The sequence below is a fragment of the Paenibacillus sp. FSL L8-0435 genome (assembly GCF_037965655.1).
In the GTDB taxonomy this organism is placed as follows: Bacteria; Bacillota; Bacilli; order Paenibacillales; family Paenibacillaceae; genus Paenibacillus.
Map to the genome: position 1 here is coordinate 2,306,666 of NZ_CP150185.1, position 26,424 is coordinate 2,333,089.

22 protein-coding genes are annotated in these 26,424 nt (G+C 47.6%); 16 read left to right on the forward strand and 6 right to left on the reverse strand.

Translation table 11 applies throughout. The features are described 5' to 3' along the window. Nucleotides 1-128: 128 nt before the first annotated feature. The 13 genes from rpiA to NST33_RS10575 all read left to right on the forward strand — a co-directional run bounded on the left by rpiA (nt 129) and on the right by NST33_RS10575 (nt 14,149). Nucleotides 129-800 carry a ribose-5-phosphate isomerase RpiA gene (gene rpiA, locus NST33_RS10515; RefSeq protein ID WP_047842431.1) on the forward strand — a complete coding sequence of 224 codons (672 nt, stop codon included), beginning with the start codon at nt 129-131 and terminating at the stop codon, nt 798-800. Then, entirely contained in the window at nt 763-1,425 is a 663-nt protein-coding gene (locus NST33_RS10520) for a GNAT family protein (protein ID WP_339307853.1), read from the forward strand. Before rpiA ends, NST33_RS10520 begins: the two co-directional genes overlap by 38 nt. 15 nt (nt 1,426-1,440) lie before the next feature. Continuing rightward, a complete protein-coding gene (locus NST33_RS10525; RefSeq protein WP_017689273.1) occupies nt 1,441-1,902 on the forward strand; it encodes a MarR family transcriptional regulator in 462 nt (153 codons plus the stop codon). A 285-nt stretch (nt 1,903-2,187) separates the two neighbouring features. Then, nucleotides 2,188-3,276, forward strand: coding sequence for a cobalamin-dependent protein (locus NST33_RS10530; protein ID WP_339307855.1), 1,089 nt, complete (start codon nt 2,188-2,190; stop codon nt 3,274-3,276). A 15-nt stretch (nt 3,277-3,291) separates the two neighbouring features. Continuing rightward, the gene (locus NST33_RS10535) at nt 3,292-5,001 is read left to right on the forward strand and encodes an ATP-binding protein (protein WP_339308667.1); all 1,710 of its coding nucleotides are present in this window, start codon (nt 3,292-3,294) and stop codon (nt 4,999-5,001) included. Nucleotides 5,002-5,037: 36 nt separating this feature from the next. Continuing rightward, entirely contained in the window at nt 5,038-5,991 is a 954-nt protein-coding gene (locus NST33_RS10540; protein WP_339307857.1) for an alpha/beta hydrolase, read from the forward strand. Between the two features lie 68 nt (nt 5,992-6,059). After that, nucleotides 6,060-6,773: a class I SAM-dependent methyltransferase gene (locus tag NST33_RS10545; protein ID WP_339307859.1), complete on the forward strand. Its 714-nt coding sequence runs from the start codon at nt 6,060-6,062 to the stop codon at nt 6,771-6,773. A gap of 68 nt (nt 6,774-6,841) precedes the next feature. Then, nucleotides 6,842-7,828 (forward strand): BadF/BadG/BcrA/BcrD ATPase family protein, encoded by a 987-nt coding sequence (locus tag NST33_RS10550; protein ID WP_339307861.1) that lies wholly within the window; start codon nt 6,842-6,844, stop codon nt 7,826-7,828. A gap of 63 nt (nt 7,829-7,891) precedes the next feature. Further along, entirely contained in the window at nt 7,892-8,329 is a 438-nt protein-coding gene (locus NST33_RS10555; RefSeq protein WP_339307863.1) for a GNAT family N-acetyltransferase, read from the forward strand. 218 nt (nt 8,330-8,547) lie between these two features. Then, nucleotides 8,548-9,006 (forward strand): MarR family transcriptional regulator, encoded by a 459-nt coding sequence (locus NST33_RS10560; RefSeq protein ID WP_221824248.1) that lies wholly within the window; start codon nt 8,548-8,550, stop codon nt 9,004-9,006. Further along, nucleotides 9,003-12,170 (forward strand): MMPL family transporter, encoded by a 3,168-nt coding sequence (locus NST33_RS10565; RefSeq protein WP_339307865.1) that lies wholly within the window; start codon nt 9,003-9,005, stop codon nt 12,168-12,170. The genes NST33_RS10560 and NST33_RS10565 overlap by 4 nt, the downstream gene beginning before the upstream one ends. Nucleotides 12,171-12,368: 198 nt before the next feature. Then, entirely contained in the window at nt 12,369-12,995 is a 627-nt protein-coding gene (locus tag NST33_RS10570; protein ID WP_221824244.1) for a GDSL-type esterase/lipase family protein, read from the forward strand. 92 nt (nt 12,996-13,087) lie between these two features. Then, entirely contained in the window at nt 13,088-14,149 is a 1,062-nt protein-coding gene (locus NST33_RS10575) for a phosphotransferase (RefSeq protein WP_221824242.1), read from the forward strand. Nucleotides 14,150-14,263: 114 nt separating this feature from the next. On the opposite strand, the gene NST33_RS10580 is transcribed toward NST33_RS10575, so the two are convergent. The 3 genes from NST33_RS10580 to NST33_RS10590 form a co-directional block, all read right to left on the reverse strand. Then, nucleotides 14,264-14,941 (reverse strand): tetratricopeptide repeat protein, encoded by a 678-nt coding sequence (locus NST33_RS10580; protein ID WP_221824240.1) that lies wholly within the window; start codon nt 14,939-14,941, stop codon nt 14,264-14,266. A gap of 14 nt (nt 14,942-14,955) precedes the next feature. Then, nucleotides 14,956-16,944 carry a translation factor GTPase family protein gene (locus NST33_RS10585; RefSeq protein WP_339307868.1) on the reverse strand — a complete coding sequence of 663 codons (1,989 nt, stop codon included), beginning with the start codon at nt 16,942-16,944 and terminating at the stop codon, nt 14,956-14,958. A 141-nt stretch (nt 16,945-17,085) separates the two neighbouring features. Further along, entirely contained in the window at nt 17,086-18,012 is a 927-nt protein-coding gene (locus NST33_RS10590; RefSeq protein ID WP_339307870.1) for an AraC family transcriptional regulator, read from the reverse strand. A gap of 141 nt (nt 18,013-18,153) precedes the next feature. On the opposite strand from NST33_RS10590, the gene NST33_RS10595 reads away from it, so the two are divergent. Together NST33_RS10595 and NST33_RS10600 are read left to right on the forward strand one after the other, a co-directional pair. After that, nucleotides 18,154-19,671 carry a tagaturonate reductase gene (locus tag NST33_RS10595; RefSeq protein ID WP_339307872.1) on the forward strand — a complete coding sequence of 506 codons (1,518 nt, stop codon included), beginning with the start codon at nt 18,154-18,156 and terminating at the stop codon, nt 19,669-19,671. Then, nucleotides 19,668-21,182 carry an altronate dehydratase family protein gene (locus NST33_RS10600; protein ID WP_339183985.1) on the forward strand — a complete coding sequence of 505 codons (1,515 nt, stop codon included), beginning with the start codon at nt 19,668-19,670 and terminating at the stop codon, nt 21,180-21,182. The genes NST33_RS10595 and NST33_RS10600 overlap by 4 nt, the downstream gene beginning before the upstream one ends. Nucleotides 21,183-21,283: 101 nt before the next feature. Here the strand turns inward: NST33_RS10600 and NST33_RS10605 are convergent, their stop codons facing one another. The 3 genes from NST33_RS10605 to NST33_RS10615 form a co-directional block, all read right to left on the reverse strand. Further along, nucleotides 21,284-21,970, reverse strand: a complete 687-nt coding sequence (locus NST33_RS10605; RefSeq protein ID WP_339183987.1) for a hypothetical protein — start codon at nt 21,968-21,970, stop codon at nt 21,284-21,286. A gap of 35 nt (nt 21,971-22,005) precedes the next feature. Then, nucleotides 22,006-22,962, reverse strand: a complete 957-nt coding sequence (locus NST33_RS10610; protein WP_339183989.1) for a YafY family protein — start codon at nt 22,960-22,962, stop codon at nt 22,006-22,008. A 439-nt stretch (nt 22,963-23,401) separates the two neighbouring features. Beyond that, nucleotides 23,402-25,429 (reverse strand): beta-galactosidase, encoded by a 2,028-nt coding sequence (locus NST33_RS10615; RefSeq protein WP_339183992.1) that lies wholly within the window; start codon nt 25,427-25,429, stop codon nt 23,402-23,404. Between the two features lie 128 nt (nt 25,430-25,557). Here NST33_RS10615 and NST33_RS10620 point away from each other — a divergent pair, with 128 nt between their 5' ends. Further along, nucleotides 25,558-26,391: an AraC family transcriptional regulator gene (locus NST33_RS10620; protein WP_339183994.1), complete on the forward strand. Its 834-nt coding sequence runs from the start codon at nt 25,558-25,560 to the stop codon at nt 26,389-26,391. Nucleotides 26,392-26,424: the final 33 nt, after the last annotated feature.

A 26,424-nucleotide genomic window follows, 5' to 3' on the forward strand; every position in this document is an offset into this window, starting at 1 on the left:
ACATCCTTCAACCAAACAAAAATATGTTGGCAAAGATGCAACAGAAGGCACGGATATACATCGGAAGCGGTTTTATCTATAATAACTACATATGCATTTCTCAAATTATGAGCAGCGGGGGTTTATAGATGAATCTTAAACAGATAGCAGCAGAGCGTGCGGCAGAATATGTTGAGGATGGAATGAAGGTTGGATTGGGTACAGGTTCAACAGCTTATTATGCCATCTGCCGAATCGGTGAGCGGGTACGCGATGGATTGAACATTCAAGCGGTTGCCACTTCAGAGGCTTCGGACAAACTTGCCCGTGAATGGGGGATTCCCATCGTACCATTTGACCAGATTGGGCGTCTGGATCTGACCATTGATGGCGCTGATGAAGTAGATCCCGAATTTAACCTGATTAAAGGGGGGGGCGGGGCTCTTTTGCGTGAGAAAATCGTGGCAGCCAATAGTGACAAATTGATTATTGTGGCGGATGGCAGCAAAGCTGTGCAAAAGTTGGGGAAATTCCCGCTTCCAGTTGAGGTGGTTCCATTTGCTTCTGAGTGGACCTTCCAGGCGCTCGAAAAATTGGGGTGTCAACCACAGTGGCGGATGGATGGACAGCAACGTTATCTGACAGACAACGGAAACCTGATAGCAGATTGCCACTTGGAGGCGATTGATCACGCTGCGGATCTTAATGTTCAATTGAACATGTTACCAGGTGTTGTTGATAACGGACTATTTGTGGATATGGCTAGTACAGTCATTCTTGCCAATGCGGACGGAAGTATCGAAGAGCTTCATCGTTCTTAATATGGAAGAGGGTGCTTTTCATCGTATGAAAGAACTGCCAATCGTTGATGGTGAACTTGTACTCAGGTGTGTGGAGAAACAGGATCTGAAAGAACTCTATGAATTGATCTACAGTGATGACGTACCTGAATGGAAGCAATGGGATGCACCCTATTACCCACTTAAACACGAAAGTTATGAAAGTTTTGAACAAGGTATGCTCAAACGTATGGACGTAGATCCAGGCGATTCCAAACCCGTATCAATCCGTATCATTGAATCCGACAGACAAATTGTGGGTACAATCAGCTATTACATAGAAGATGAGTTATCCATGTGGCTGGAAATGGGGATTGTAATATACAGATCTGTTCAGTGGGGACGTGGGGTTGGCACACGTTCACTTGTCATGTGGTCAAGTCATTTGTTCGAACAGCTGCCTTTGGTTCGGGTTGGATTGACTACTTGGTCTGGTAATGAACGAATGATGCGTGCGGCTGTGAAAGCCGGATTTCAGGTGGAGGGGCGAATGCGGAAGTGTCGTATCGTTCGTGGGCAGTACTATGATTCAATTCGTATGGGGATGCTCCGTGAGGAGTGGGAGCAGAAGCTGGCCCCCCATACGAGCCGAAATGTAAACAACTGATGGAGGATTATTGAAATGCTGAACACGGAGGACAACCGGGAACTGTCTTTACAATTATTCGTGGTTCTTGTTCGGGCCTACAATTCTGTGACCTCACGTTCCAATCGGGACATCCAGAGTCACGGACTGAATACGACAGAATTTGGTGTGCTTGATTTGTTATATCATAAGGGACCGCAGGCATTGCAAAAGATTGGTGAAAAGGTCTTGATGTCCAGTGGTAATATTACGTACGTTGTAGATAAGTTGCAAAATAAAAATCTGCTGTTTCGTCGACCATCCAAGGAAGATCGGCGTGTCATTTACGCTGAGTTAACCGAGGAAGGAAGAGAATTGTTCACACAGATATTTCCTCAACATCATCAGGTCATCATTGATGCTTTGGAAGGACTTGATCCTTCTGAGAAAGTGGATGCGATTAAGATGTTGAAGAAGCTGGGACTGGCTGCAGAAGGGAAAACTGACTTGCGTTCATAACGCAGGTCAGTTTTTTTGTGGAACTCGAAAAGTACAGGCATATACTGGCTGACTGACTTGCAAGGCTCTCCATAATATAGGAAGATTGTTCTATACATCCATCGTGTGTAAAAAATGATTATCGAAAGTTCATGTATAATGGAACAGAACAATTAAGAGCGGAATGGATGGATTGGAATAAGTAGAAGAACCTATCCCGATTGCAAGTTAGCTAACATTGATCTCATTCTGGATTAGCCACGAATGAAGATTGAGTGTGATGCGGGTATGAGGAGGGGGGCATCTATGAGTCATCAAGAAGCAGGAGAACGATTGCTCCAAGAATCTGCAAACTTAGCTGATAAAATAACGGAGAAACAGTATCTCAGACAGCCTGATTTACTTGAGCGATTTGGCGAGAATGGAAAAATGCGAACCAAACAGGATTCGGAGTATAGCTTGAACTATTTGGCAGAAAGTGCGCTCGTACAGAGTCCAGGTCTGTTTACTCATTATATTGCCTGGCTGAAAGTTCTACTTGAGGGTTATAAGGTATCACCAGAAGACCTTATTATTAATCTCAATCTGATCAAAGAGACATTGGAAGAAGAATTTGACCATCCGTCAAAGGCACTTCTGCTCGAGTATCTGGAGATGGGAATATATAGAGCAACACACATGGAGTCACAGGCGGGTTACATCAACGAATCCATGCCATATGCAGATGCCGCGCAATCGTACTTACAGTGTTTGCTGGAGAATAAACGGACAGAAGCCTTCGAGATCATTGAAGCCCAGTTAGAAGCTGGGGTGACGATTCGTGATATTTATCGATATATCTTTCAGCCCACCCAATATGAAATTGGACGATTGTGGCAATGCCATCGTATCAGTGTGGGGCAAGAACACTTTTGTACGGCAGCGACCCAGTCATTCATTTCACGTCTTTATTCCCGCTGGTTGATTCATACAGGTCAGGATAAAAAACTAGTGGCTACCTGTGTAGGCAGTGAACAACATGAGATCGGACTGCGTATGCTCACAGATGTGTTCGAGATGGAAGGTTGGGATACGCACTATCTGGGAGCCAATGTTCCCAATGGAAGTGTAATAGAGGCTATAGTGCGGCATCAGGGCGATGTTGTTGCGATTTCAGTTACGATGACGTATCACCTTCATCTGGCCAAAGAGTTGATTCATCTGATCCGTCATCATCCGGCAACGGCACATGTGAAGATTATGGTTGGGGGATATCCCTTCAATATTGATCAGGAGTTGTGGAAAACGATAGGAGCTGACGGTTATGCTCCAGGAGCCGATGAAGCGGTAGCGGTTGCAGAACAATTACTGGCTCAGCCAGCTGCATGTAATCATCTTGATATGGTTAGGGATTAGGAGAGGGATGATGTGATGTCTAATGAGAGCGGAGAGATACAGAGGCTACGCAGAACGATTGAGCAGTTATCGGATCAGATGATCAGGAGTAAAGAGCAAGAGGAACGGACACTCTCGGAATTCTCGGATATGAATAATGAACTGGTGACACTCCAGCGTCTGCTTGCGAAGAACAATAAAAGTCTTGAAGCTGCACGTCAGCAAGCAGTAGATGCGGGTGATTCAAAAAACGCATTTATTGCAGGCATCAGTCATGATTTTCGCACGCCATTAAATGGAATATTGGGGATGGCTGAGATGCTTAAGTTGTCCCCCTTGTCTGAAGAACAGGAGAATTCCGTTTCCGTTATACAGGATGCTGCCAAACTGCTGCTTAAGCTAATTCAGGATCTTCTGGATCTGTCCAAACTTGAGGCGGGTCAGATGCGACTTGAACTGGGAGAAGTGGATCTGCAAGAGACGATAAACTATATTATTCGTTTGCTCGAACCCCAAGTCAGAAAGAACGGAAATCAGTTATCGATAGACTGTGACCCCAGAATCTCTACTCTTCTTGTAGGGGATTCAACGAGAATCACACAGATACTGATCAATCTAATTCAGAATGCGAACAAATTCACATCAGAAGGTACGGTGCGGATAAGAGTCACCCTTATGAAAGATGATGAGATTACACAAATGATTCGCTTTGAAGTCGAAGATACGGGGATTGGTATCTCGGAAGAAGATCAGAACCAGTTATTTCAACCCTACATGCAGACTGAACGAGGACGCTCAAGTGAATATGGAGGAACGGGCCTTGGATTATCGATCTGCAGGTCGCTCGTTACACTGATGGAAGGTCAGATTGGAGTAGACAGTCAGGAGGGTGAAGGATCAACATTTTGGTTCGAACTTACACTTGGTAAGAAAGACGGTAACCAGTCCACTAACCCGTCCGTTGCTTCCACTCAAGAGCATCAGGGGCAGAATATGGATGATGAAGCTCCTTCTGTATCTGTATTGCTGGCCGATGATAATGTCATCAACCGGCAGCTTGTTATATTGCAGCTCAAAAAACTGGGAATAACCCAAGTGGACGCTGTAGTGAATGGGGAAGAGGCAATAGCTGCTTTTCTCAGCAAAAAATACAGTTTGATTCTCATGGACTATATGATGCCATTAATGGACGGTTTGGAGGCAACACGCAAAATTCGCTCTATAGAAATGGATGAAATGCGCCATACCACACCCATTATTGCAATGACAGGTAATGTGATGCAGGAAGAGAAAGACAAGTGTATGGAAGTCGGGATGAATGACTTTATTGGCAAACCCTTCACGCTGGAAATTCTGAGTAAGATGATCCAGAAGTGGCAGCAATCCTCCGAACCAACCGAGGTACTAAATATGAGCATCGTACATGAGATTGCGGAATTAAACACCGATGGCGATCGTACACTCCTCGGTATATTGTTGGACATGTATCGTACCGAAACACCCGGAAAGATTGAGGTGCTGCGTAGACATATTGTGTCGGGCGACCATGTTGCTGCAACCGAGGTAGCCCATGATTTGAAATCAGGGAGTCTGAGTCTGGGGATTCGTTATTTATCAACTTTGTTTGCCCGGGTAGAGCAGTTCGCGAAGGAAGGTCAATCACGGAAAGCAGAACCTTTGCTGGATGCTTTGTTACCCGCCTATCAAGCAGCATGTGCATCACTGCAACAAATAAGTAAAGATTGAACATATCTTAATGAGGAAAGAGGGTAGGACTCGTTCATGTTATTCTACGTACTTGCAGCACTGGTACTGATCGTTCTTGCTCTTCTGTGGACAGGTGGGCTTTATTTTTTCAAAACGGCCATTCGCCGTACGCCAAAAACATTTTTGGTGGATAATCCGAATCTGATGCCTGAACCGGACAATGAAATCATTAGCAGTGCTTCTGACCTGAAGTGGCTGGATGCTCAGCCTACAGAAGAGATATCTCTTCAATCACATGATGGATTAAAACTGTATGGTACATGGCTCGGTTCCAATAAAGGGTCGGATCAGACGGTTATTCTGGCACATGGTTATTCGGGGAGAGGCAGAGAAATGGCTGGGTTTGCCCGGTTTTATGCGGAAAAGCACGGTTATAACGTACTCATGCCAGATGATCGGGGTCATGGCCGGAGCGAAGGTGATATCATCGGTTTTGGTTGGTTAGATCGGAAGGATTATGTCAAGTGGACCAACTGGGTGCTTGAAAAAGTGGGTACACAAGGGGAAATCCTATTGCACGGCATATCCATGGGAGGAGCAACCGTACTGATGACAGGTGGTGAAGCCCTGCCGACTCAGGTTAAAGCGATTATCTCTGATTGTGCGTATACATCCGTAGAAGAAGAACTGACGTTCCAGTTAAAGCAATTATACAAGCTTCCTGCATTTCCGTTTATACCTGTCACAAGTCTAATCTCCCGATGGAAAGCAGGGTATTCCTTTAGAGAGGCTTCGGCTCTCAAGCAGCTTGCCAAAGTTAACGTTCCCGTGTTATTCATCCACGGTGAGGCTGATACGTTTGTACCAACGGAAATGGTGTACAGGTTGTATGAAGCTTGCCCAACCGAAAAGGAATTGCTGACCGTCCCCCGTGCGGGCCATGGCACAGCGTTTCAAGTCGATCGCACTGGATATGAGGCGGCACTGGAATCCTTTATGAAGAAAAATCTGTCGCCTGCTTTTAATTGATTTTTTTGTGACAATCTGGGTATTAAGTAGAAGATGCAAATCATTTTCTAAACGATGGGGGTATCTTGATGGGAAACGAACAATTTGAGACTGCGCGAAAAGCAGAGGCAGGTTATCATTCCAACTTCTATCAGAATAATGAATTATTCGCCTCCGGTACCTGGATGTCGAGGCCCATGCCTATGGTGATGGATATGCTGGAACGTCTACTTGCTCACAAGGAGGAATTGCGTGTCCTCGATCTGGGATGCGGAGTGGGGAGGCATACGATACCGATTGCACAGCGTCTTGCTAAAACGAACAGTGAAGTCATCGGTGTGGATTTGCTGGATGAGGCAGTAGACGGACTTCGCAAGTATGCGAAAGAATATCAGGTTGATCATATCGTGCAGGCAGTGAAAGCAGATGTTGAACATTATGCTGTGGAACCAAACTATTTTGATTATATCGCTGCTTGTTCTTGTCTGGAGCATGTCTCCAATAAGCAAGCCTTCATGGAAGCGATAGACCGGTTACAGGCCGGAACTCGCACAGGTGGTATTCATTGTATTACCATGAGTACCAATGTGGAGGAAAAAGAAATCAATACAGGCAAGGAGATTGAACCATTAATTGAACTGAACTTGTCGACAGTTGAAGCGATCGCATTGCTGGAGGATGTCTACAAAGGATGGAATATTCTGCTTCAGGAACATGTTACACAGACGATTGAAGAGGAAAAGTATGATGAACCGACACAATTTCGTTGTGAACTGCTTCGTTTTGCTGTACAAAAGCAATGAATTCTCTGCCGGGACCTGACCATGGACCCGGCACTCTTAATGTGTGGTTTGAAGGGAGATCGTTAAGGATGAATACATATGTAATAGGGATCGATGGAGGAGGGAGCCACACGCGTGTGGCTGTCGCAGATCAGAACGGGAAGATTGTATCCTATGTGCAAAAGAATGGTTGCAACCGTTATCACGATACCAATGCTGAGCAAAATGTGCTGGAGGGTATCGCTGAAGCCATAACTCAGGCTGGACTCCAATCAGATCAGATCGCTGCCATTCAGGCCGGAATGGCAGGTCTGAATCGACCTGAAGATACAGTTTGGGCGGAGGCATTACTCGCTCGTACGGGGATTACAGGCAGGATCAGTGCGGTAAACGATACGCACATCGCACATACAGCGGCCTTCGACGGTGAGCCAGGTATTGTCGCTATTGGAGGAACAGGATCTCTGATCCTTGGCAGAACCGAACAGGGAGCTTGGCTCCGCAATGATCAGTTCGGTCATTATGCGCCGACAGCAGCACGTTTTCTGGCTTACGACACGGTTCATTCCATACTGGCTGGACGTTATGAGTTGCAGGATCAAGAATGGGTTGAGCAGGTTTTAACGTATTGGAATGTTGCCTCAATTCGAGAGCTCGCTGCGCTGGGGATAGCCGGTTTTGCCGAAAATAAACAGGCGACCAACCGAAAATTTGGTCAGATGGCGTCTATGGTGACTGAAGCTGCTACTCGCAATATTCCCCTCGCAGTTAGGGTGTGCGACTCGGCTGCCGATACGGCTGTTGTGGGAATCCTCATGCTGGCATCCTGTTTCGATCAGCCCACAGTGTCCATGACGCTTACCGGAAGCTGTCTGCGTTCACCATATATGGTGGAGGCTGTTCAGAAAGGACTGGATGCTGCCTATAGGCCCGAAGGGAAAAGAATTCAATACATAACCAGTAACTTGCTGGCAGTTGGGGGTGCGCTGCTGGATGCCTATCATTTGGCGCAGATCAACGTATCGGATAACATCTCAACTGTGCTTCAATCGGAGCTGAATCGGCACACGACTTGAACTTTTAGAGGCTAACGACTACAATACGATAACGGAAACAAGCAAGGTATAGGAGGAATCAAGGTGTTAATTAATCTGAAATCACGCATACAGGAACCGGAAGTACAGGAGCTGTTGTCCTACTCGGTCTTTCCTGATCCGGATCACTTGAACCGTGCGTTGCAACAATATGTAGAGAGAGACGAACTGCAAATGGCCGGTTACGAAGATGAGGGACAATTGATCGGTCTGATTGGATATGAGAAAACAGGAACAAGTGAGGTTACCATTCATCATATCTCGGTTTTACCTGAAAACCGCTTTAAAAATTATGGACGTGGTATGATCTCACAGCTGTTGGCAACATACAATCCAGATAGACTGATTGCGGAGACCGAGCTGGAAGCCGTCGAGTTTTATCGGAATACGGGGTTTGTGGTATATAGTCTGGGTGAATTATACCCAGGTGTGGAGCGATTCCGTTGTGTGCTCGAAAAAGAGGAAGATACAGACGAAGAGTAGCACAGAGGCCTTTTATTACTTTAGGAATATATGGATTATAATCATTACAGGATGTTGGATTTGGCAATGAGCTGAGTCGGACGTCCTGTTTTTTTGTCGTTTTCATCAAAAAAGCAGGAAAAAAGTATTGCTTTGTGAGATTGTTTCATTATAGAATAGTTTCACAGAAGAATAGTTCGTTAAGTGAACTATATAGATTCGGGAAAGGAGAATGAAGAATGACTACACCGGATGCAAAAAGTTTGGTGAACCGCTATTTGGATGCTTCCTTTATGGTCAATAAGCGGTTTGATACGCGGATACGCGAACAAGTGGGGCAGACCATAACGACCGATCAGTTCTGCGCACTTCGTCTGATTGAAGAGAAACCTTTCTGCACACCCTCTGATCTGGCAGAGCTTCTGTGCATAGGCAAGAGCAGCATTACTGCTTTGGTCAATAAGCTGGTGGATCGCGATTTGGTCCATCGGGCCGGGGATGAACGCGACCGCCGCGTTGTATATCTGACACTGACGGATACCGGACGACAGGTATACAGGGAAACAGAACAGGAAATACAGCAGATTCTGGAGCCGTATCTGGTTCATTTTAAACCGGAAGAGGTTCGGATTTTCATTGAATCTTTTGAGAAGCTTGCAGCTTTGCTAACGCATGAAGGAGGACAGGAGAACGAATGAGAACGATACTAAAAGCAAGATGGTGGTTAATGGGGCTATGGGTTGTTGTAGCTGCCGTGCTGATGTTTACCGCCCCTAACATGAGTGAACTGATTCGGGAAAAGGGACAGTTTTCGGTTCCGGAAGGGTACTCTTCCACCCAGGCAGCGGCGATTCTGAATGAAGCTGCAGCACAAAAGGGAGAGCAGCAAGGCAGCCAGATCGCCCTTGTATTCTATAATCCCGATGGGCTGGGTACCACGGGGAAACAAGAGGCAGAGAAGGCCGTTAAAAACTTGGAGGCCGACAAGGAGAAGTTGGGCATTCTGTCCATTCTGGAACCTTTCTCTCAGCCTGAATTGTCAGAGAAGATGATCTCAGCTGATGGCAAAACGATTCTAACATCGCTATCCATTGATCAGGGAGATCGTACGGTCAAGGAAATGCGGGAAGACCTGAATGAAGCATTGAAGTCCGTCAATGTGGAGCACTACATAACCGGTAAAGGTCTGATTGATGAGGACACCATTGAAAGTTCCCAAGAGGGACTTAAGAAATCGGAATATATTACAGTTGTCTTTATTTTACTCATTCTGTTCCTGGTCTTCCGTTCGTTTGTAGCTCCGTTTGTCCCGCTGCTGACGGTAGGGATCAGTTACATTGTATCGCAACAGATTGTTGCATTCCTGGTGGATGGGCTCGACTTCCCGATATCCACATTTACACAGATCTTTATGGTCGCCGTCATGTTCGGGATTGGTACGGATTACTGCATCCTGCTGATCAGTCGGTTCAAGGAAGAACTGGCTCATCATGAGAATACGTGGGATGCCATCATTGCTACCTATCGTACTGCCGGTAAAACGGTACTCTTCTCAGCACTAGCTGTGCTGGTTGGATTCATTGCGATTGGCTTTGCCCAGTTTATGTTGTACCGTTCTGCGGTTGCCGTAGCTGTAGGTATTGCTGTGATGATGCTTGCCTTGGTGACCATCGTGCCATTCTTCATGGCGGTGCTGGGCAAGAAGTTATTCTGGCCGTCGAAGGGTTCACTTGAACATGCCGAGAGCAAGATCTATGGTGCAGCTGGTCGCTTTTCACTTAAACGTCCATGGGCTGCGCTGCTCATCGTTGCAGCTGTCTGTGTGCCTCTTCTGGCAACCTACGATGGCAAACTGTCGTTCAACAGTCTCGATGAGATTGGTGAGAAATATGATTCCGTAAAAGCATTTAACATTATCTCTGACAGCTTTGGTCCGGGTGAATCGCTGCCAGGTCAGATCGTTATTCAGAACGATGAAGCGATGGATAATGCGAAGTATATGGCTGTTGCCGAGAAAATTAGCCGGGAAGTAGAGAAAGTAGCCGGAGTCGCTGGTGTCCGCAGTATGACACGACCTACGGGGGATGAGATTAAAGATTTTGAAGTTACACAGCAAGTGGGAACATTATCGGATGGACTGGGTGAAGGCAAGACGGGTCTGGACAAAATCCGTGATGGTCTGAGTGAGGCCAGCAGTCAGCTAAGTAAAAATGAACCACAGTTAAAAGAAGCTGCTGATGGAGCAGGTGAACTCACCAAAGGAACCTCCCAGTTGCAATCGGGTATCACGCAACTCAGTCAGGGACTTGGGCAGATTGAAAAAGGCATTCGAGATGGTTCGGCAGGTGCAGGGGATCTGAAAGCAGGGCTCCAGCAAGCCAAAACAAGTGCAGATCAACTTGCACAGGCGAACAATCAGTTGCTTGAAGCCTATCGTCAGGCGGGAGCAGGAGTCGCTGCACTGGGGGATGGAACCCGCGAACTGGAACAACAGCTGAACGGGGTTTCATCAGCTCTAACCAGTCTGTCCGAATCCTTCACAGCACTTGAAGAGCGTTATCCTGAATTGCAGCAAGATGCTGATTACCAGCGTATCAAAGGTACGATTGGTGAAACAGGTTCTGGCACAGCGCAGCTTGCTCAAGGTCTGGGTCAGATTAAGACCAAACTTGGGGAAGCCGCTGCTGGAATTAATCAGGCCAATGAAGGGTTTGCCTCCGCCGCAGCCGGACAAAAGGCGCTTGCCGATGGCCTGGGCCAGATTGTAACGGGAATCAGTCAGTTGCAATCCGGTCTCAAACAGGCTGCAGATGGTCAAGGCAAAGTGATTAGCGAAATTCCTTCCATCCAGGATGGACTTGGCCAGCTTCAGGGTGGTCAGGAGAAAATTCAGCAAGGTTTCTCGGATCTGAGTGGTCAGCTAACACAACTGACAGATGGACTGAACCAGAGTGTCGATGGTATTAAACAGGTATCCGGGGGACTGGATTCAGCGCAGGATTATCTGACACAACTGCAAAATTCACCAGATTCCGATCTGGCAGGCTGGTACGTTCCTGATGAAGCACTGAACAGCAAAGACTTCACACAGGTATTTGATACGTATCTGTCTGAAGATCGGAAAACGATGACGATTGATGTTATTTTCGCCGAAAATCCATATGGAACAGAAGCCATTGATCGTGTTCCTGACATTGAGGCAGCAGTACATCGCGCGGTACAGGGCAGTACGCTTGAAAAAGCAGACATCGCCATAGGTGGCGTTACCAGTACGTTTGCAGATCTACAGGAGATCTCGAATAACGACTATACACGTACTGTAATGTTGATGCTGGCAGGCACATTTATTATTCTGGTTGTGCTGCTTCGCTCGGTCATTATGCCATTGTATCTGATCGTTTCCTTATTACTGGCTTATTTCACATCGATGGCGTTAACCGAAGTGATCTTTGTTAATATCCTCGGGTTCGCAGGCATCAGCTGGGTTACTCCGTTCTTCGGATTTGTTATGCTGATTGCATTAGGTGTGGATTATAGCATCTTCCTGATGGACCGTTTCAATGAGAACAAAGGCATGAAAGTACAGGATGCCATGTTGTACGCGATGAAAAACATGGGAACCGTTATTCTATCTGCCGCGGTCATTCTGAGCGGTACATTTGCTGCCATGTATCCATCCGGTGTTCTCTCGATGATGCAGATTGCCACAGTAGTCCTTAGCGGATTGATCTTGTACTCTCTGCTGTTCCTGCCATTCTTCGTCCCAGTGATGGTGAAGATGTTTGGCCGGGCCAACTGGTGGCCGTTCCCGAACAAGGAACAATCAGATTCCGTTGATTCGGATCGGACCATAGGCATGTAATGCATTGCAATGAATCTGGCTCTGCCGCGTTATGCGGCAGGGCTTTTTTATTTTTTGCCTCTACAGGAAAGCTGCAACTTGTGCAAAAGAAAGGTGCATGCCTAAGGACACCGTCCCGCGCTTTGTCGTCCCACTCATCATAAGATATAGAGCAGTTCATTATTGTTCAGAGACATCACAGCAGAGAGGGGCGACGGGATGGTATATCGATATGTGGCTATAGGCGATTCATTAACGGTAGGTACAGGAGCGTTGCTGGGCACCGGCTTTGTTCCTTTATATCGGCGAATGGCGGAAATGAATGTTCGTACGTTTGTATCCATGGAAAATATGGGCGTGAATGGACTGACGTCGGGAGAAATGTTACAGATGATCTCTTCGCATCCCCGTGTACGGCAATCGCTCCGTGAAGCGGATATCATTACCATATCCATTGGCGGGAATGATCTGATTCGTACGTTTAAAGCAAGTAATGGCATTCCAAATGCCAGCAAAATGACACAGGTGCTCGGAGAAACCCGCAGTAATGTATCCCAGATCATGCGGCACATTCGGCAGTTAAAGGGCAACCATGAGTATATGGTCCGATCCATCGGATTGTACAACCCGTATCCACAAGCGACGGAAGCTGCGTACTGGGTGCGCCAATATAATTCGTTTTTGAATGGTGTGGGATCAGGCAACTATGCGTGTGCTCAGGTGTATGACAGGTTTGAAGGTCGTGAACGTGAACTGTTGTTCTGGGACAGAGTGCATCCCAATGCAAGAGGGTATCGTGTCATTGCAGAGCAGCTTAATCGGACGGGATATTACCCGTTCTCTTGATCACTTTGGAACAGAACTAGACCGAGCGATGGACTTCCTTTAAGATAAATAGAAGACAGTTCCATTTTGTGAGATAAAGGGGTTAATTTTTGGTGCAAAACATCGATTCCGGTTCCCTCCATCCTTCAGAGCAGCAGCGTATATCCGAAGTGTTGACCTTATATGGCTTTACATCGGATTGGAAAGGCGAGCGTGGAAAGGGTGGGATGAATAATTCTACTTACATGCTCCATGTAGACGGGACTAATTACGTCATGAGACAATATGAAACACATAATGATCCGATGAAAATCGCCTTTGAACACGAGGTGCTGGCAGCCCTCCAACGTTCGAACTTTAAGCTTGATACACCTTCACCTGTAAGGCGGTTATCTGGTGAGGGAGGTACATTCCTTCCTGTAAAAGATACCCTCACAGGTCATACCAAAATCGTGACTCTGTTTCATTATAGGGAAGGCATCAATCCCATCTGGCATACACCAGATCAATTGCTAGGGCTCGGTAAAGCGGCGGGGGCGCTGTCTTCTGTTATGGCTACGTTGGATATACTACTTGAACCTGTGTATCCACCATACTATCGAATTCAGGATGCGTATCCGCTCTGTTCACCAGAACGATTATTACAGCTATGCACATCGCCGCCGGAGCAATTGGCCGCATGTGCGAATGAAGTGAAGCAGTTGAGAGATGAGCTGCCAGATCTTTTTGAAGCTCTGCGTGGTATGGAACAGTTGCCGCATCAATTGGTTCATGGGGACGTGAATGCCTCGAATGTATTGGTAGATCAGCAGGATGGTGAAATCTGTGCCATTTTGGATTTTGAATTTGCGACATGGGATTTGCGGGTAATGGAGCTGGCTGTTCCGATGTCTGACCTCCTTACCATGGACAAGAGTGAAGATTGGATGTGGCAGGCACAGGAGGGACTGATCATGGGATTTCGTGAACAGGTCAGCCTGAAACCGGAAGAGTTGCTGGCCATACCTCGATTGATTTTGCTGCGTAGTCTGGATGTGGTCATGCATTTCATCAGTCGGATGTTTGAGGGTACAGATGAGCCGGAAGTGGCTGTGGAGCAGATTGTGAAACTCAAACAGCGGATTGACTGGATGCGTCTTCATGAAGAACGACTGCATGAGATATTGGTGTATTAAATATCGTTGTTAAGAATAAAGTGCACTGTTTCTGCTCATACGAGGGCAGAGATCAGTGCACTTTTATTGGTTAGAAAAGTGATGTATGAAGATTACAGCGTATAGCGAATGACATTACAATCCACGTTTGCGGAACCAACTGCGGACAGCCCAGCGGCGCTCCTGACGTTTTTTGTATTTGGGTAACGAACGATAAACGTTCAACGATTGCTCGTATGCCTGCTTCGCGTCTGCGTTGCGTCCGAGGGAACGGTGAACCGAGCCGAGCAGATAATAAGCTTCACTGGAAGAGGAATGAATCTCCTGAAACTGATGCACATAATCCAGCGCTTTGTCCTCATGCGTATCTTTGAACGCTCCAGCAAGGGTTAGGTACGGGCGTCCATACTTGACTCTGGGATTGATCTCGAGAGCTTGTAATATATGACGTTCTCCTTTTTCGATGTTACCCAGGTGAAGCTCAGTCGTCCCTAGTGCCTCCCAGTACTCAGCCGATTGTTCGTATGGGCGCTCCAGTTCAAGCAATAAGGCATGTGCCTCACTGTAACGCTTGCGCTCAATTAACAGGCGAGCCAGTTCAAGCTTGGAAGAAACTTCATTAGAACTCATCGCAAGTTGTTGCCGAAGCCGGGAGATGTTACGCATTCGCTTGAGAGGTTTCGTGAAGCTTGGGAACACCCCAACGTAACGACGATCCAGGAAATACAGTATAACGAGTAAAATGAGGATGGCAATGAACGGATTACCTACAATCCGCCATAGAAGTCCAAAGATAAGAAATTTAATAAGCACAGGTTCAACTCCATTTATGATGTAATCGCGTTTCGTACACTTAAAATATACTTCGACTGATCCAGCGGGTTAACTCCTCTGCGTTTGCGAGCATGATTCACATCCGCAGGACAATCCTGGTATCCGGCAAACGAAGTCGTAAGCACCCCGCGGCCGCTTGTCTCGGAACGCAGTTTCACCGGATAATCCATTGAGGTGGCAAGAGGCATAACTCCTTCAATAATACAACGTCCACTACCAATGACGGGGGCTTCGAAGGTTGCCCGCATATGTACCAGATCGCTAAGGGCCTTACCGCCGTATTCCTCCGGGACCGTCAGCCGGAACTGAAGAAGGGGTTCCAGCAACGTGGTACCTGTTCTCGACAATCCATCCATGATTCCCATAGGCGTGGCTACAACAAAATCCAGCGGATGTGTATGCCAGACATGATGTTCCCCTTCCACCAGCGTGATGCGCAGATCGGTTACTTCCCAACCGAGCATACCTTGAGACAAGGCTTCCGGAATTCGTCGTTCAACTTCATTCTGATAACGTAACAGCAGATCATCTGTCCTTACGGTTGAGGCATAGATCAGACCGCTTCCGCGAGGCAAAGGTTCAATCTTGAAGCGGAGGATGGCCCAGCAGGGCTTAGGCATCGTATAGGCGATGTAACCTTCTCCGGCTGTACGTGGTGTCTCCTTATAGATGACGGATGGTGGATCAAACACGACATCCAATCCGAAACGACTTAGCAACAGGCTGGATAAAATCTCAAGCTGAATGGTTCCCATGACCTTGAGATGCAGTTCACGTTCCTCCGGCAACCATTGCAGGTCGAGTAAGGGGTCTTCATCCGTCAACTCTTGCAATGCTGCAACAAGATCGGGGTAACGTGCCGGGTCCTTGCCATGTACTTGTACGGTCAGCAAAGGTACAGCCATCTGTGGCAGAGGAGGTACACCCTCAGGATTGCCGATAATGTCACCCACATGTGTGTCACTCAGTCCGTACAGCGCAGCAATCTGCCCCGCGTGAACGGCACCGGTATCCGCCCATTTCCGTCCATCCATGCGGCGAATCTGCGTCACTTTCTCTTCAAGCTCCCGCGTCGAATTATGGATGGTATCCCGATTGTGTAAGCTGCCAGCATACATACGGACGTAAGCCGTGCGACCCATCGTACGGTTACGTTCAATCTTGAATACAACACCCGATACGGGAGAATCCACTGGTTGTGCAGGTGGGGGCAGGAATGCAAGGACCATGTCCAGCAATGCCGTGACACCAATTCCTTTGCCGGAAGCGCCATAACACACAGGGAACATCTCACCCTGATGCACATACCGCAGGAATGCTTCATTCAGATCCCTTTGCGATAACGGAGTCTCCTGGATGTAGGCTTCCATGACCTCTTCGTCCAGCTCGGCAAGGATCTCGACCAGACCTGGAATGGAAGGTGTGCCATCTGACAGAGAATCTTGATTCGGGTTCCATAGGGAGTCGATGCCATGAAATGAATCTTCCTGGAGCCGATACGTTTGGATTTCGCATGCGAAAGGGGACAGGCTGGAACGAATCTGCTCCATTACCGCTGGGGCAGATGCGCCAACCCGATCCATTTTATTAATATAAATGATGGTTGGGATGCGAAGTGAACGAAGGGCATGCCAGATGGCTTCACTCTGGGACTGAATGCCTTCTACTGCCGACAGAATGAGAATAGCGCCATCCATTACCCGTAGCGTTCGCTCTACTTCGGAGCTGAAATCGATGTGACCAGGCGTATCAATGAGGTCAATGATGGTGTTCTTCCAGATCAGAGAGGTCATGGCTGCCTGAACGGATATGCCACGTTCTTTCTCAATGTCCAGGGAGTCTGTGGCTGTTGTTCCGTCATCTACACGTCCCGGACTACGGACGACACCACTCTCAAATAACATATGCTCGGTGGTGGTTGTTTTCCCCGCATCAACATGAGCGAAGATGCCAATATTCCTGCGATTTAATTCGTTTAACATGGAATGCTAAGCTCCTCTGACAACGGAATGCAATGTTTCCGACAAGTAATAATCCAGATTATCATACCACATCTTCCATATGGAAGAATATGTGGATATATATGATTAGACCCAGGAACCTACGTCCAGTCTGGTTCTATTTTAACGAGAACTGTTCATGGTTCTGCGGTAAGCTGCGGGCGTTGTACCGGTTAATTTTTTGAATTGACGGTAAAAATGAGGCAGGCTGTCGAACCCGCAAGCATCGGCAACGGCTGCCATCGTCTCATCACTTTGCACCAGATGCTCTTTCGCCATAATGACCCTTCGTGCTAATGCGTAATCCGTTAGAGTCATACCTGTGTATCGTTTGAAGGCACGACTGAAATGGGCAGGGGATACAGAGGCGTACTGCGCCAGTTCAGGGAGGGAAAGGCCATTCCGAAGGTTATCGTCAATATGAGAGATCGTAGAAGAGAGCCATGAGGGACCCGGAGCGGATTTACCCGGATTCGCAGGTCCCGCAGCTTCCAGACGTTCCAGAAAAATGAGCAACAGTTGCAACCTTAACAGGGCCGCATGTGCGCTTAGATGATGACCGAGCTGGATTTCGGTCTGAATATCATCAATGAGGGCGGCTACCTGTGATTGCTCCTTTGTGTTCAGATGCCTCTTATACACACGTTGTTTACGACAACGTTCAAACAGGCTTAGCAAAGAAGAAGCAGCACCTCCGGCGGTGGATGCCAGCAAGCCCGGGCTGAAGAACAATGCGGAAGATGTGACAGGATTTCCTGCATCCGGCAAGGCTCGGTGAACCGTGCTGCCCGGTATAATGAACAGATCTCCTTCTTGCATATTCTCAAGTCCAGTATCAATAAAGATGCTTCCCTGCCCCCGATATACATAGATAATTTCATGCCAGTCGTGAAGGTGATCTGGCAATTCGTTCTGAGGGGATTTGGTGTCGCTGTACACCAGGCGGAACGGAATACCGGATTCTGCTTGAATAGTCGTACGAACAGGTGAACGTTCCATAAAGACTCCTTTCCAGACGATCGTCTTCAACGAGATGTTATACCTGGTCATGAGAGAGTATATTTACCGCAATATAAGCAATTTAATTTCCTTTTATTGATGATACAATGAATTTAAAGCGTTTACAATAAAAGGGTGCAGAGCCTTTGAGCTGCATTCCGACAGTACAAATAATCGATGAGGTGAGTGTCCATGTCGGCGAGCACGAAACGGCCAAGGTTGAAGCTGAATTTACTGGGGAGCGATGGTCAGCGCAAGTGCAAGGAGATTATGGAGCGTCCCGTGAAGGTTTTGCAGATCGGAGAAGGTAATTTCTTGCGGGGATTTGCAGACTGGATGCTTCATGAGAGTGCCAGACAAGGCAAATTCCATGGAAGTGTAGCTGTTACCCAACCACGACCGGGAGGCAAGGCCAAGCTGGAGCAGATTCGCGATCAGGATGGGTTATATACAATGATTACGCGTGGTCTGTCCCAAGGAAAGCCGGTTGAGCGGACAGAGTTGATCTCTATTTTCTCACAGTGTATCAATCCGTATGAGGAATGGGATGCCTTTCTGAACTTGGCGGAACTGCCTTCACTTGAGTTCGTTATTTCCAATACAACCGAATCAGGATTGAAATATACGTATGCGGACTATATCGAGGGTGAACCGGTCCAATCATTTCCGGGGAAATTAACGGTTTTCCTGCATCAGCGATATTTGAAATTTGATGGTGATCCATCCAGAGGTTTGATTCATCTGCCATGCGAGCTGCTTGAAGGCAATGGTGATGTGCTGCGCAGTTGTGTCCTCCGTCATAGTGAGGATTATGGGTATTCGGATGGCTTCCGTTCATGGATCGAGAACCATAATCACTTCTTGAACAATCTGGTAGACCGAATTGTCACAGGTGCGCCGACCCAGGAGGAAGCCGATTCCCTGACAAATCGTTGGGGGTATGAGGACCAGTTGATTAATACGGCAGAGCCATATCATTTCTGGGCCATTCAGGGTGATGAATCCTTGGACAAAAAACTTCCTCTCAAGCAGGCAGGTCTTAATGTACATTGGGTGAAAGATCTGAAGCCTTTCCAGGTACGAAAGGTTCGTATTTTGAATGGGGCACATACCTTAATGTCATCCCTCGGCATTCTGCAAGGCAAGCAGCATGTGAGAGAAACGATGGAAGATCCACATTTTGGCACATGGATCAGGGAAGCTGTGCATCAGGAGATCGTGCCTGCTCTGGATATGCCCGATCATCAGCTGGACCAGTATGCAGAAGAAGTGTTCGAACGGTTCCTTAACCCGTATATTAATCACAAATTGCAAGATATTGCTTTGAATACGATCGGAAAATTCAAGGTGCGTGTGCTGCCAACACTTTTGTCTTACGAGCAAAATCAGGGAAGTTGGCCAGAACGTTTAATTCAAGGGTTTGCTGGATTATTGTGTCTCTATCGTCCGGTAAATACGCCAGAAGGTTACAAGGTACAACGACTGAATGGGGAGGATATTCTGCTGCGGGATGACCCGGATGTCCTGATTGCTTTGGCTTCACACTGGGACGGTTATGACACGCTGAACAGGGATCAGAACCAATTGGATGACCGGGTAGCGGCTGTGTTGTCAGATACCCTGATCTGGGGAGAAAATCTGGATGCAAGAGAAGGGCTGCGTGCAGCACTTGTTCGTGAAATCGGATTATTGGAAGGTGAAGGGAAATGAACACAACAAGTACAATCAATGACTGGATTGCCATTCAACCACAGGATGATGTCATTATAGCGCTTCGGGATTATGCCAAAGGAGAATGTATTACATTGCCAGACGGTGTTTCCTTTACATTGCTCGATGACGTGCCGAAGGGGCATAAGATTGCTGTGCATACCCTGGCACCGGGTGATGATGTGATGAAGTATGGTTTCTCCATCGGGATTGCCCAAGAGCAGATTGAGCAGGGAAGCTGGATTCATAGTCATAACCTGAAGACGGGTCTGCACGGATTGCTTGAATATGAGTATCAGCCGGGCGCGCAGGTTCAGACGGACATGCCTCCGGAACATCTGCGCTCATTTGATGGATATTTGCGCCCCAATGGTGACGCAGGTATTCGTAATGAGATCTGGATTGTGAATACGGTTGGATGTATCAATAAAGTGTGTGAAGCTTTGGCACGTATGGGTCAGTCCCAGTTTGGAAGCCGGGTAGATGGTGTATTTCACTTTCCGCATCCATTCGGGTGTTCACAGCTTGGTGATGATCTGAAGTATACACAACAGTTGCTGGCCTCCTTGGTGGAGCATCCGAATGCAGGAGGCGTGCTCGTCATCGGTCTGGGCTGTGAGAACAATCAGGTCGATGAATTCCGTGAGTGTATTGCTCCGGAATACCGAGGCAAAGTACGGTTTCTCAAAGCACAGGAAACGGATGACGAGCTTGAGGAAGGGCTTCGACTGATGGAAGAACTTGTGGAGATCGCTGAACATGAACAACGGCAGCCGCTTCCGCTCAGCAAACTCAAAATTGGTTTGAAGTGTGGTGGTTCCGATGGTTTATCTGGCATTACAGCCAATCCGCTGGTCGGTGCGGTTGCTGATATGCTGGTTGCTGCCGGGGGTACGGCTATTCTGACGGAAGTTCCGGAGATGTTTGGTGCGGAGACGATCTTAATGAACCGGGCTGCCAATGAACAGGTATTTCACGATTTGGTAGACCTTGTGAACGGATTCAAGCAATATTTTGTAAACCATGGCCAGAACATCTATGAGAATCCTTCACCTGGGAATAAGGCTGGTGGCATCACAACGCTAGAGGAAAAGTCACTTGGATGTACGCAAAAGGGAGGACGTTCTTCCGTAGTCGATGTGCTGCGCTATGGCAAACGTGTAACTCAAACCGGTCTGAACATTGTAGAAGCACCGGGTAATGACCTGGTATCTGTAACGGCACTGTCTGCGGCGGGTGCACATATTGTGCTCTTCACAACAGGGCGGGGGACTCCCTTCGGAGGTCCGGTACCTACCGTCAAGATTGCGACCCAATCTGATCTGGCGAATCGCAAAAAACACTGGATTGATTTCAACGCAGGCCAGCTGTTGGAGGGGCGCACGATGGATGAGGTGAAAGTGCAGCTGTTCAGCCAGCTGATTGACATTGCTTCAGGACGGTCACACACACTCAGTGAGCAGCATGGATTCCGGGAGATTGCCATATTCAAGGATGGCGTAATTCTCTAAATCCATTGTCGATGGGGGCTGTTGATCGTCTGGGTTGCATTATATGATGAACCACAGCCAATTCCGGTTGAAATTTGCACTACAACCGGGATTGGCTTTATTTAGATTCCACGGATGCCAAGCGCTTTGGAGATGCTTGATAATGCGGCAGGTGAAGCATGTTGTTGTAGTTGCACAATCAATAGTTCACGTGCCTCTTCTATGCTGCCTTCAAATGGCTTAATGCCGTGACGTTCCATCCAGTGACCAGCAGTCTCGTATGCGGAGCTGTTCCAGGCGACTTTGCCTTCTGCGAGCCCTTCTTTTTCTTTGGTGCCACTGATCACAATGGCTGCACAGCCCTGAAGGTCCAGAAGTCCACGGTCAAATGTTTTTTTGTCCTCTTTTGCCCCGAAACCGGCTTGTGATCGCAAGGCACGTCCATCGATGCCTTCTTGTTCTGCAACTAACGCATGGAGTTTGAACGCTTCACGGGAGAGTAGACCCGCTTCATACTGTTCCTTGATGGTTCTGGAGTCGGCAAGCAGTCGGTGTACCCAAGGGAAGTATTCCGATGAGACAAGAAGCGCTTTCTTTTTGACAAATTTTCCATAGGCAGCAATGCCCTCCTCAGCCAGGCGTGAACGCCATAACCAGGGATCGAATTCATCATCCTTGTGCCAATGTTCTTTGGGGGTTAGCGATGACAGAGAAGGATATTCGGCAAATAGTGGTGCCAGAGGCAGCAGCCCTATAGACTGGATACGCTGTACTGCTTCTTCGTACGTTATAACGGCTTCATATGTCATGATATCAGTAGGCTCCTTTTTGTGTGTAGTCCAGGCTACGACTTGGTTGAAGCAAGGTATCTCCGGCTCACTTCCTCGGCATGCTGACGAATCTCACTGCGAAGTTGGAGGGGTTCGATCACTTCAGCTTCACGTCCCAATCGGTAAAAGAATCGTACGGCCCAGTCCCATTCCCCTGGTGGACAAAGGAATGATAATTCCCAGAGATCCGGGGCAATTTCAATCATCTTTTCACCAATATGCTCGTCCTGTTCAGCTTCAATCATTCCCCGATAACTCAGTTGTGCCTTAACCAGGGTTGGCTGCTGTTCTGGAGGGATCGGCTTGCTCTGCTGTTGCTCGGCCTGTTCGTGAAGCACCTGTGCATCCTGTGGTTCGATCGCTTTGACATCGGTAATTCGGTCAACCCGGAACAGACGCTGTTCACCATGTTCGAGGGAATATGCTTCACAGTACCAAAAGCCGGAGGAAGCATATACCCGTGAGGGACAGATATGCAACCATCGCTGACGCGATACGGAGCGATACAGCACACTGAGCCACTCGTGTTCGGGTATGCATGCCAGCAGTGCGTCCAGATGAGGAAGAATGTAATTGCGGTCTGGAATATGATGATACAGCTGTTGGAGCATAGGATCAATTCGCGACATAATATCATCCGGAATGATGGCCTTAACTTTGTTCATCAGGGTCCAGCGTTTCTCATGAAAGGGTGTGTCGGCGTAGCGACTTAGACCTTCAAGAGCGAATAGGAGCGTCGCTGCTTCTACCGGGTCCAGCTGTAGTGGGGGTAATACGTAACCCTCCATAAGTCTGAAACCGCCTCCCGGACCGGAAATGGCAATAATGGGCACATTCATCTCGGAGAGGGACTGAATATCCCGGAGAATTGTGCGACGGGAAACCTCAAATTTCTCGCCTAATGAGTGTGCCGTTTCGTGACCATGCTGTAATGCCATTACAATGGCAGCAAGCCGATTTGTTCTGTTCATGTCAGCCACTCCGTTTCGATCTGCGCCGCCGGAAAGTGATGTCGTAGTTATATTTCTATTGTAACAACGAATAAGTGACATCATGAGTGTCACCAATATATCTCAACTGTTCATTATTTTATAATGGATCAGCATCAGGATTCACAAGTATGTTCCGGCAGGCTTTGTTAAAATGTGTTTCTCGTCCAATTCGCTTTGCATACTGATATTTCCTTCTATCAAAAAGACCAAAGATCATGCCAAAAACCCGTATCCGGTGTAGACGGATACGGGAAGTAGCAGCTTTTGGCTTACAGAAGACGATAAAGGTCTGAAATCTATACCAATATCCTCGCTGAAGACAATAACAAGTATAAAAGGAACGAATATGTGACACTTTGTATCACGGGTGTTTTATCACATTATATTATTCCAAATGATTCGAATTAAGCGAAATCGCTTATTTCATTTCGAGTAATTGCACCCCACGGGCTTCAATCTCAACACTTCCCGAAAGCTCACGATTGGTGAGCAGATCATGTGCCTTAGCTGTTCCCAGATCATAGGATTGCGTGGTTGCGTTATGGTTCATGACGAACAGGTAGGGTTTGCCGTCTTTGGTTCGTGCACTTACTTCAACACCTTCTGGAGTCTCAAGCAAGGACTCTACGTTCTTGGCTGCTGCAAGCTGTCCCAGCAAACCATCCAGGAAACGTTCATCCGGGTCGGATGCAACGTACCAGGCTTCACCTTGACCAAAGGTGTTACGTGTCACAACAGGCATGCCTTTATAAAAGTCGTCTCCATATTCTGCGATGACTTCGGCTCCTTCACTGTGCAGCAGGTCACACAGCATGCCGCAGCCATACTCTCCTTGAAGATCGCCGTAGGTTTCTCTGAGGACAATGCGGTTCTTTTGCTCCGGCAGCAGGGCATCAATCTCTTCCACCCAGATCCCGAGCAGTTTACGGAGTTCTCCCGGATATCCACCTGTGGTCACGAGATCGTTCTCGTTGACAATGCCACTGAAGAAGGTCGTCAGGAATGTTCCACCTGCTGCAACATACTTCTCCAGTTTGGCGGCAAATCCTGGTTTAACCATGTAAAGAACAGGGGCGAGGACAATGTCGTATTTGCTCATATCCGTATCCACACTGACGATATCTACCTGTATGTTGCGGCGGAAGAAGGCTGCGTAGTATTTATGGATCTGATCCACATAGTTCAGGGCAACCGTAGGTCCGCTTGATTTTTCGATGGCCCACCAGTTATCCCAGTCGAACACAATCGCTACTTTGGATTCAACAGATGCATCCAGCGTGGTATCTCCAAGGAGCTGCAATTCCTTGCCCAGCTCAGCGACTTCGCGGAATACACGTGTATTCTCATGTCCAGCATGCTCAATAACTGCACCATGATACTTCTCACAGGCACCGATGGAGCGGCGAAGCTGGAAGAACATGATGGTATCGGCCCCGTGCGCAACAGATTGATAACTCCACAGACGCATGACACCTGGACGTTTCAGTGAGTTATATGGCTGCCAGTTCTGCTGACTTGGTGTTTGTTCCATCAGCATGAACGGTTGGCCATCCTTCAGTCCGCGCATGAGGTCATGAGCCATTGCCGTGAAGCTGACAGGAGTGGCGAGACCAGGATAACTGTCCCAGGAGACGATATCCATGTATTTTGCCCATTTGAAATAGTCCAGTTGCTTGAAGAATCCCATCAGATTGGTTGTAACGACAGAGTCCGGAATATGTTTTTTGATCGCATCGTATTCCAGGCGGTAACAATCCAGCATGCTGTCGGAGTTGAATCGGGAGTAGTCCAGCGAGATTCCCTGGAATGTTGAATTATTGTTACCCCAATGTTCGCTCAGGTTGCTTGGTAATACAATCTCGTCCCAATCGTAGAAGGTATGCCCCCAGAAATTCGTGTTCCATGCTTTGTTGACCTGTTCCAGAGTCTGATAGCGTTCTTTCAGATACACGCGGAACGCTTTCTCACAGTTGTCACAGTAGCACTCACCGCCATACTCGTTGGAGATGTGCCATACGAGAACCGCGGGGTGATCCTTGTATCGTTCGGCCAGTTTATCCGCAATCTTCTCAGCGTATTTGCGATAGGTCGGGCTGTTGGGACAGGAATTATGGCGCCCCCCAAATTTGCGTTTGCGTCCATCGGCATCTACACGAAGCACGTCTGGATATTTCTTTGCCATCCAAGCCGGATGTGCAGCCGTGCTTGTTGCAAGGCATATATAGACACCATTTTCATATAAACGATTAATCAGTTGGTCGAGTTCTTCAAAACGGTAAGTAACTTCATCAGGCTGAATTAGTGCCCATGAAAATACGTTGATTGTGGCAATATCAATACCTGCCAATTGGAACATGCGCAGGTCTTCAAGGTGGGTTTCGTGATCCCACTGTTCCGGGTTGTAATCGCCCCCGTAGAACATTTTGGGCAGTTTGTTACTAATCAATGTGTTCACCTCTTGTATAAGAATAATCCTATATTATATGATATATATGACTTTTAAAATATAATAAAAGTAATGGCTGATATAAGAATACGGAAGTGTATTTCAGCTTATAACCAAGGAGGCATCCTATGTTTATTTCCCCCCGACATCAACGATATTTCATGACATCACGTGATCAGCCCTTGCCCCTTTATATTGAGAGCCTGGGTTATAACGGCAATCAGGAGAAGGTGTCCAGACCTGTGGGGTATCCCTGTTACCATTGGCTTCAGACAGTAAAGGGAGCCGGAGAATTCAAGTTTGCCGGGTCCACGGTCGTACTGGGGGAAGCATCCGGTATTTTGCTGCCGCCGAATGAACCGCATGAGTATGTGCGCGCCCAAGGAGAGTGGGAGACACTTTACATAACATTTGGTGGTTCCCAGTGTCCGGCAATCTTGGAGTCACTTAGTCTGGGTGAAGCGGCGTTCTATCAGTGGGAGCAGAGCAGTCCGTTCAATGATTACGGCCAGGAAGTGCTGGATTCGATCAGAAGTGATCAGGATTTGTCGGGACTCGAGGCGTCAGCGGATATATACCGATTTCTGATTTTGCTCAAAAAACATGGCATGACGGGCAATCGTTCTTCCATCTCACATTCTGTGGAGAGACTTGCTCCGCTCATTGCATTCATGGAACAGCATTATGCGAATCCCGAGATTGGGCTCGAACATATGGCTGACCTCACAGGGATCTCATCCAGACATCTGAACACCTTGTTCAAGCAGTCCTTTGGCATGACAGCCTACAGTTATTTTATTTTGCTGCGCATTCGCAAAGCCAAGGAAATCATGACCGCAGACTATAGACCCACGATTAGGGAAACTGCAGTTAGGGTAGGGTTTCGCGATGCAAGCCATTTTGTAGCAACCTTTCGCAGGATTGAGGGGGTGACTCCTGAACAGTTCCGTAATTTGTACTAACATGTACCCAAATAAACAAAAAGTGATGCCAGG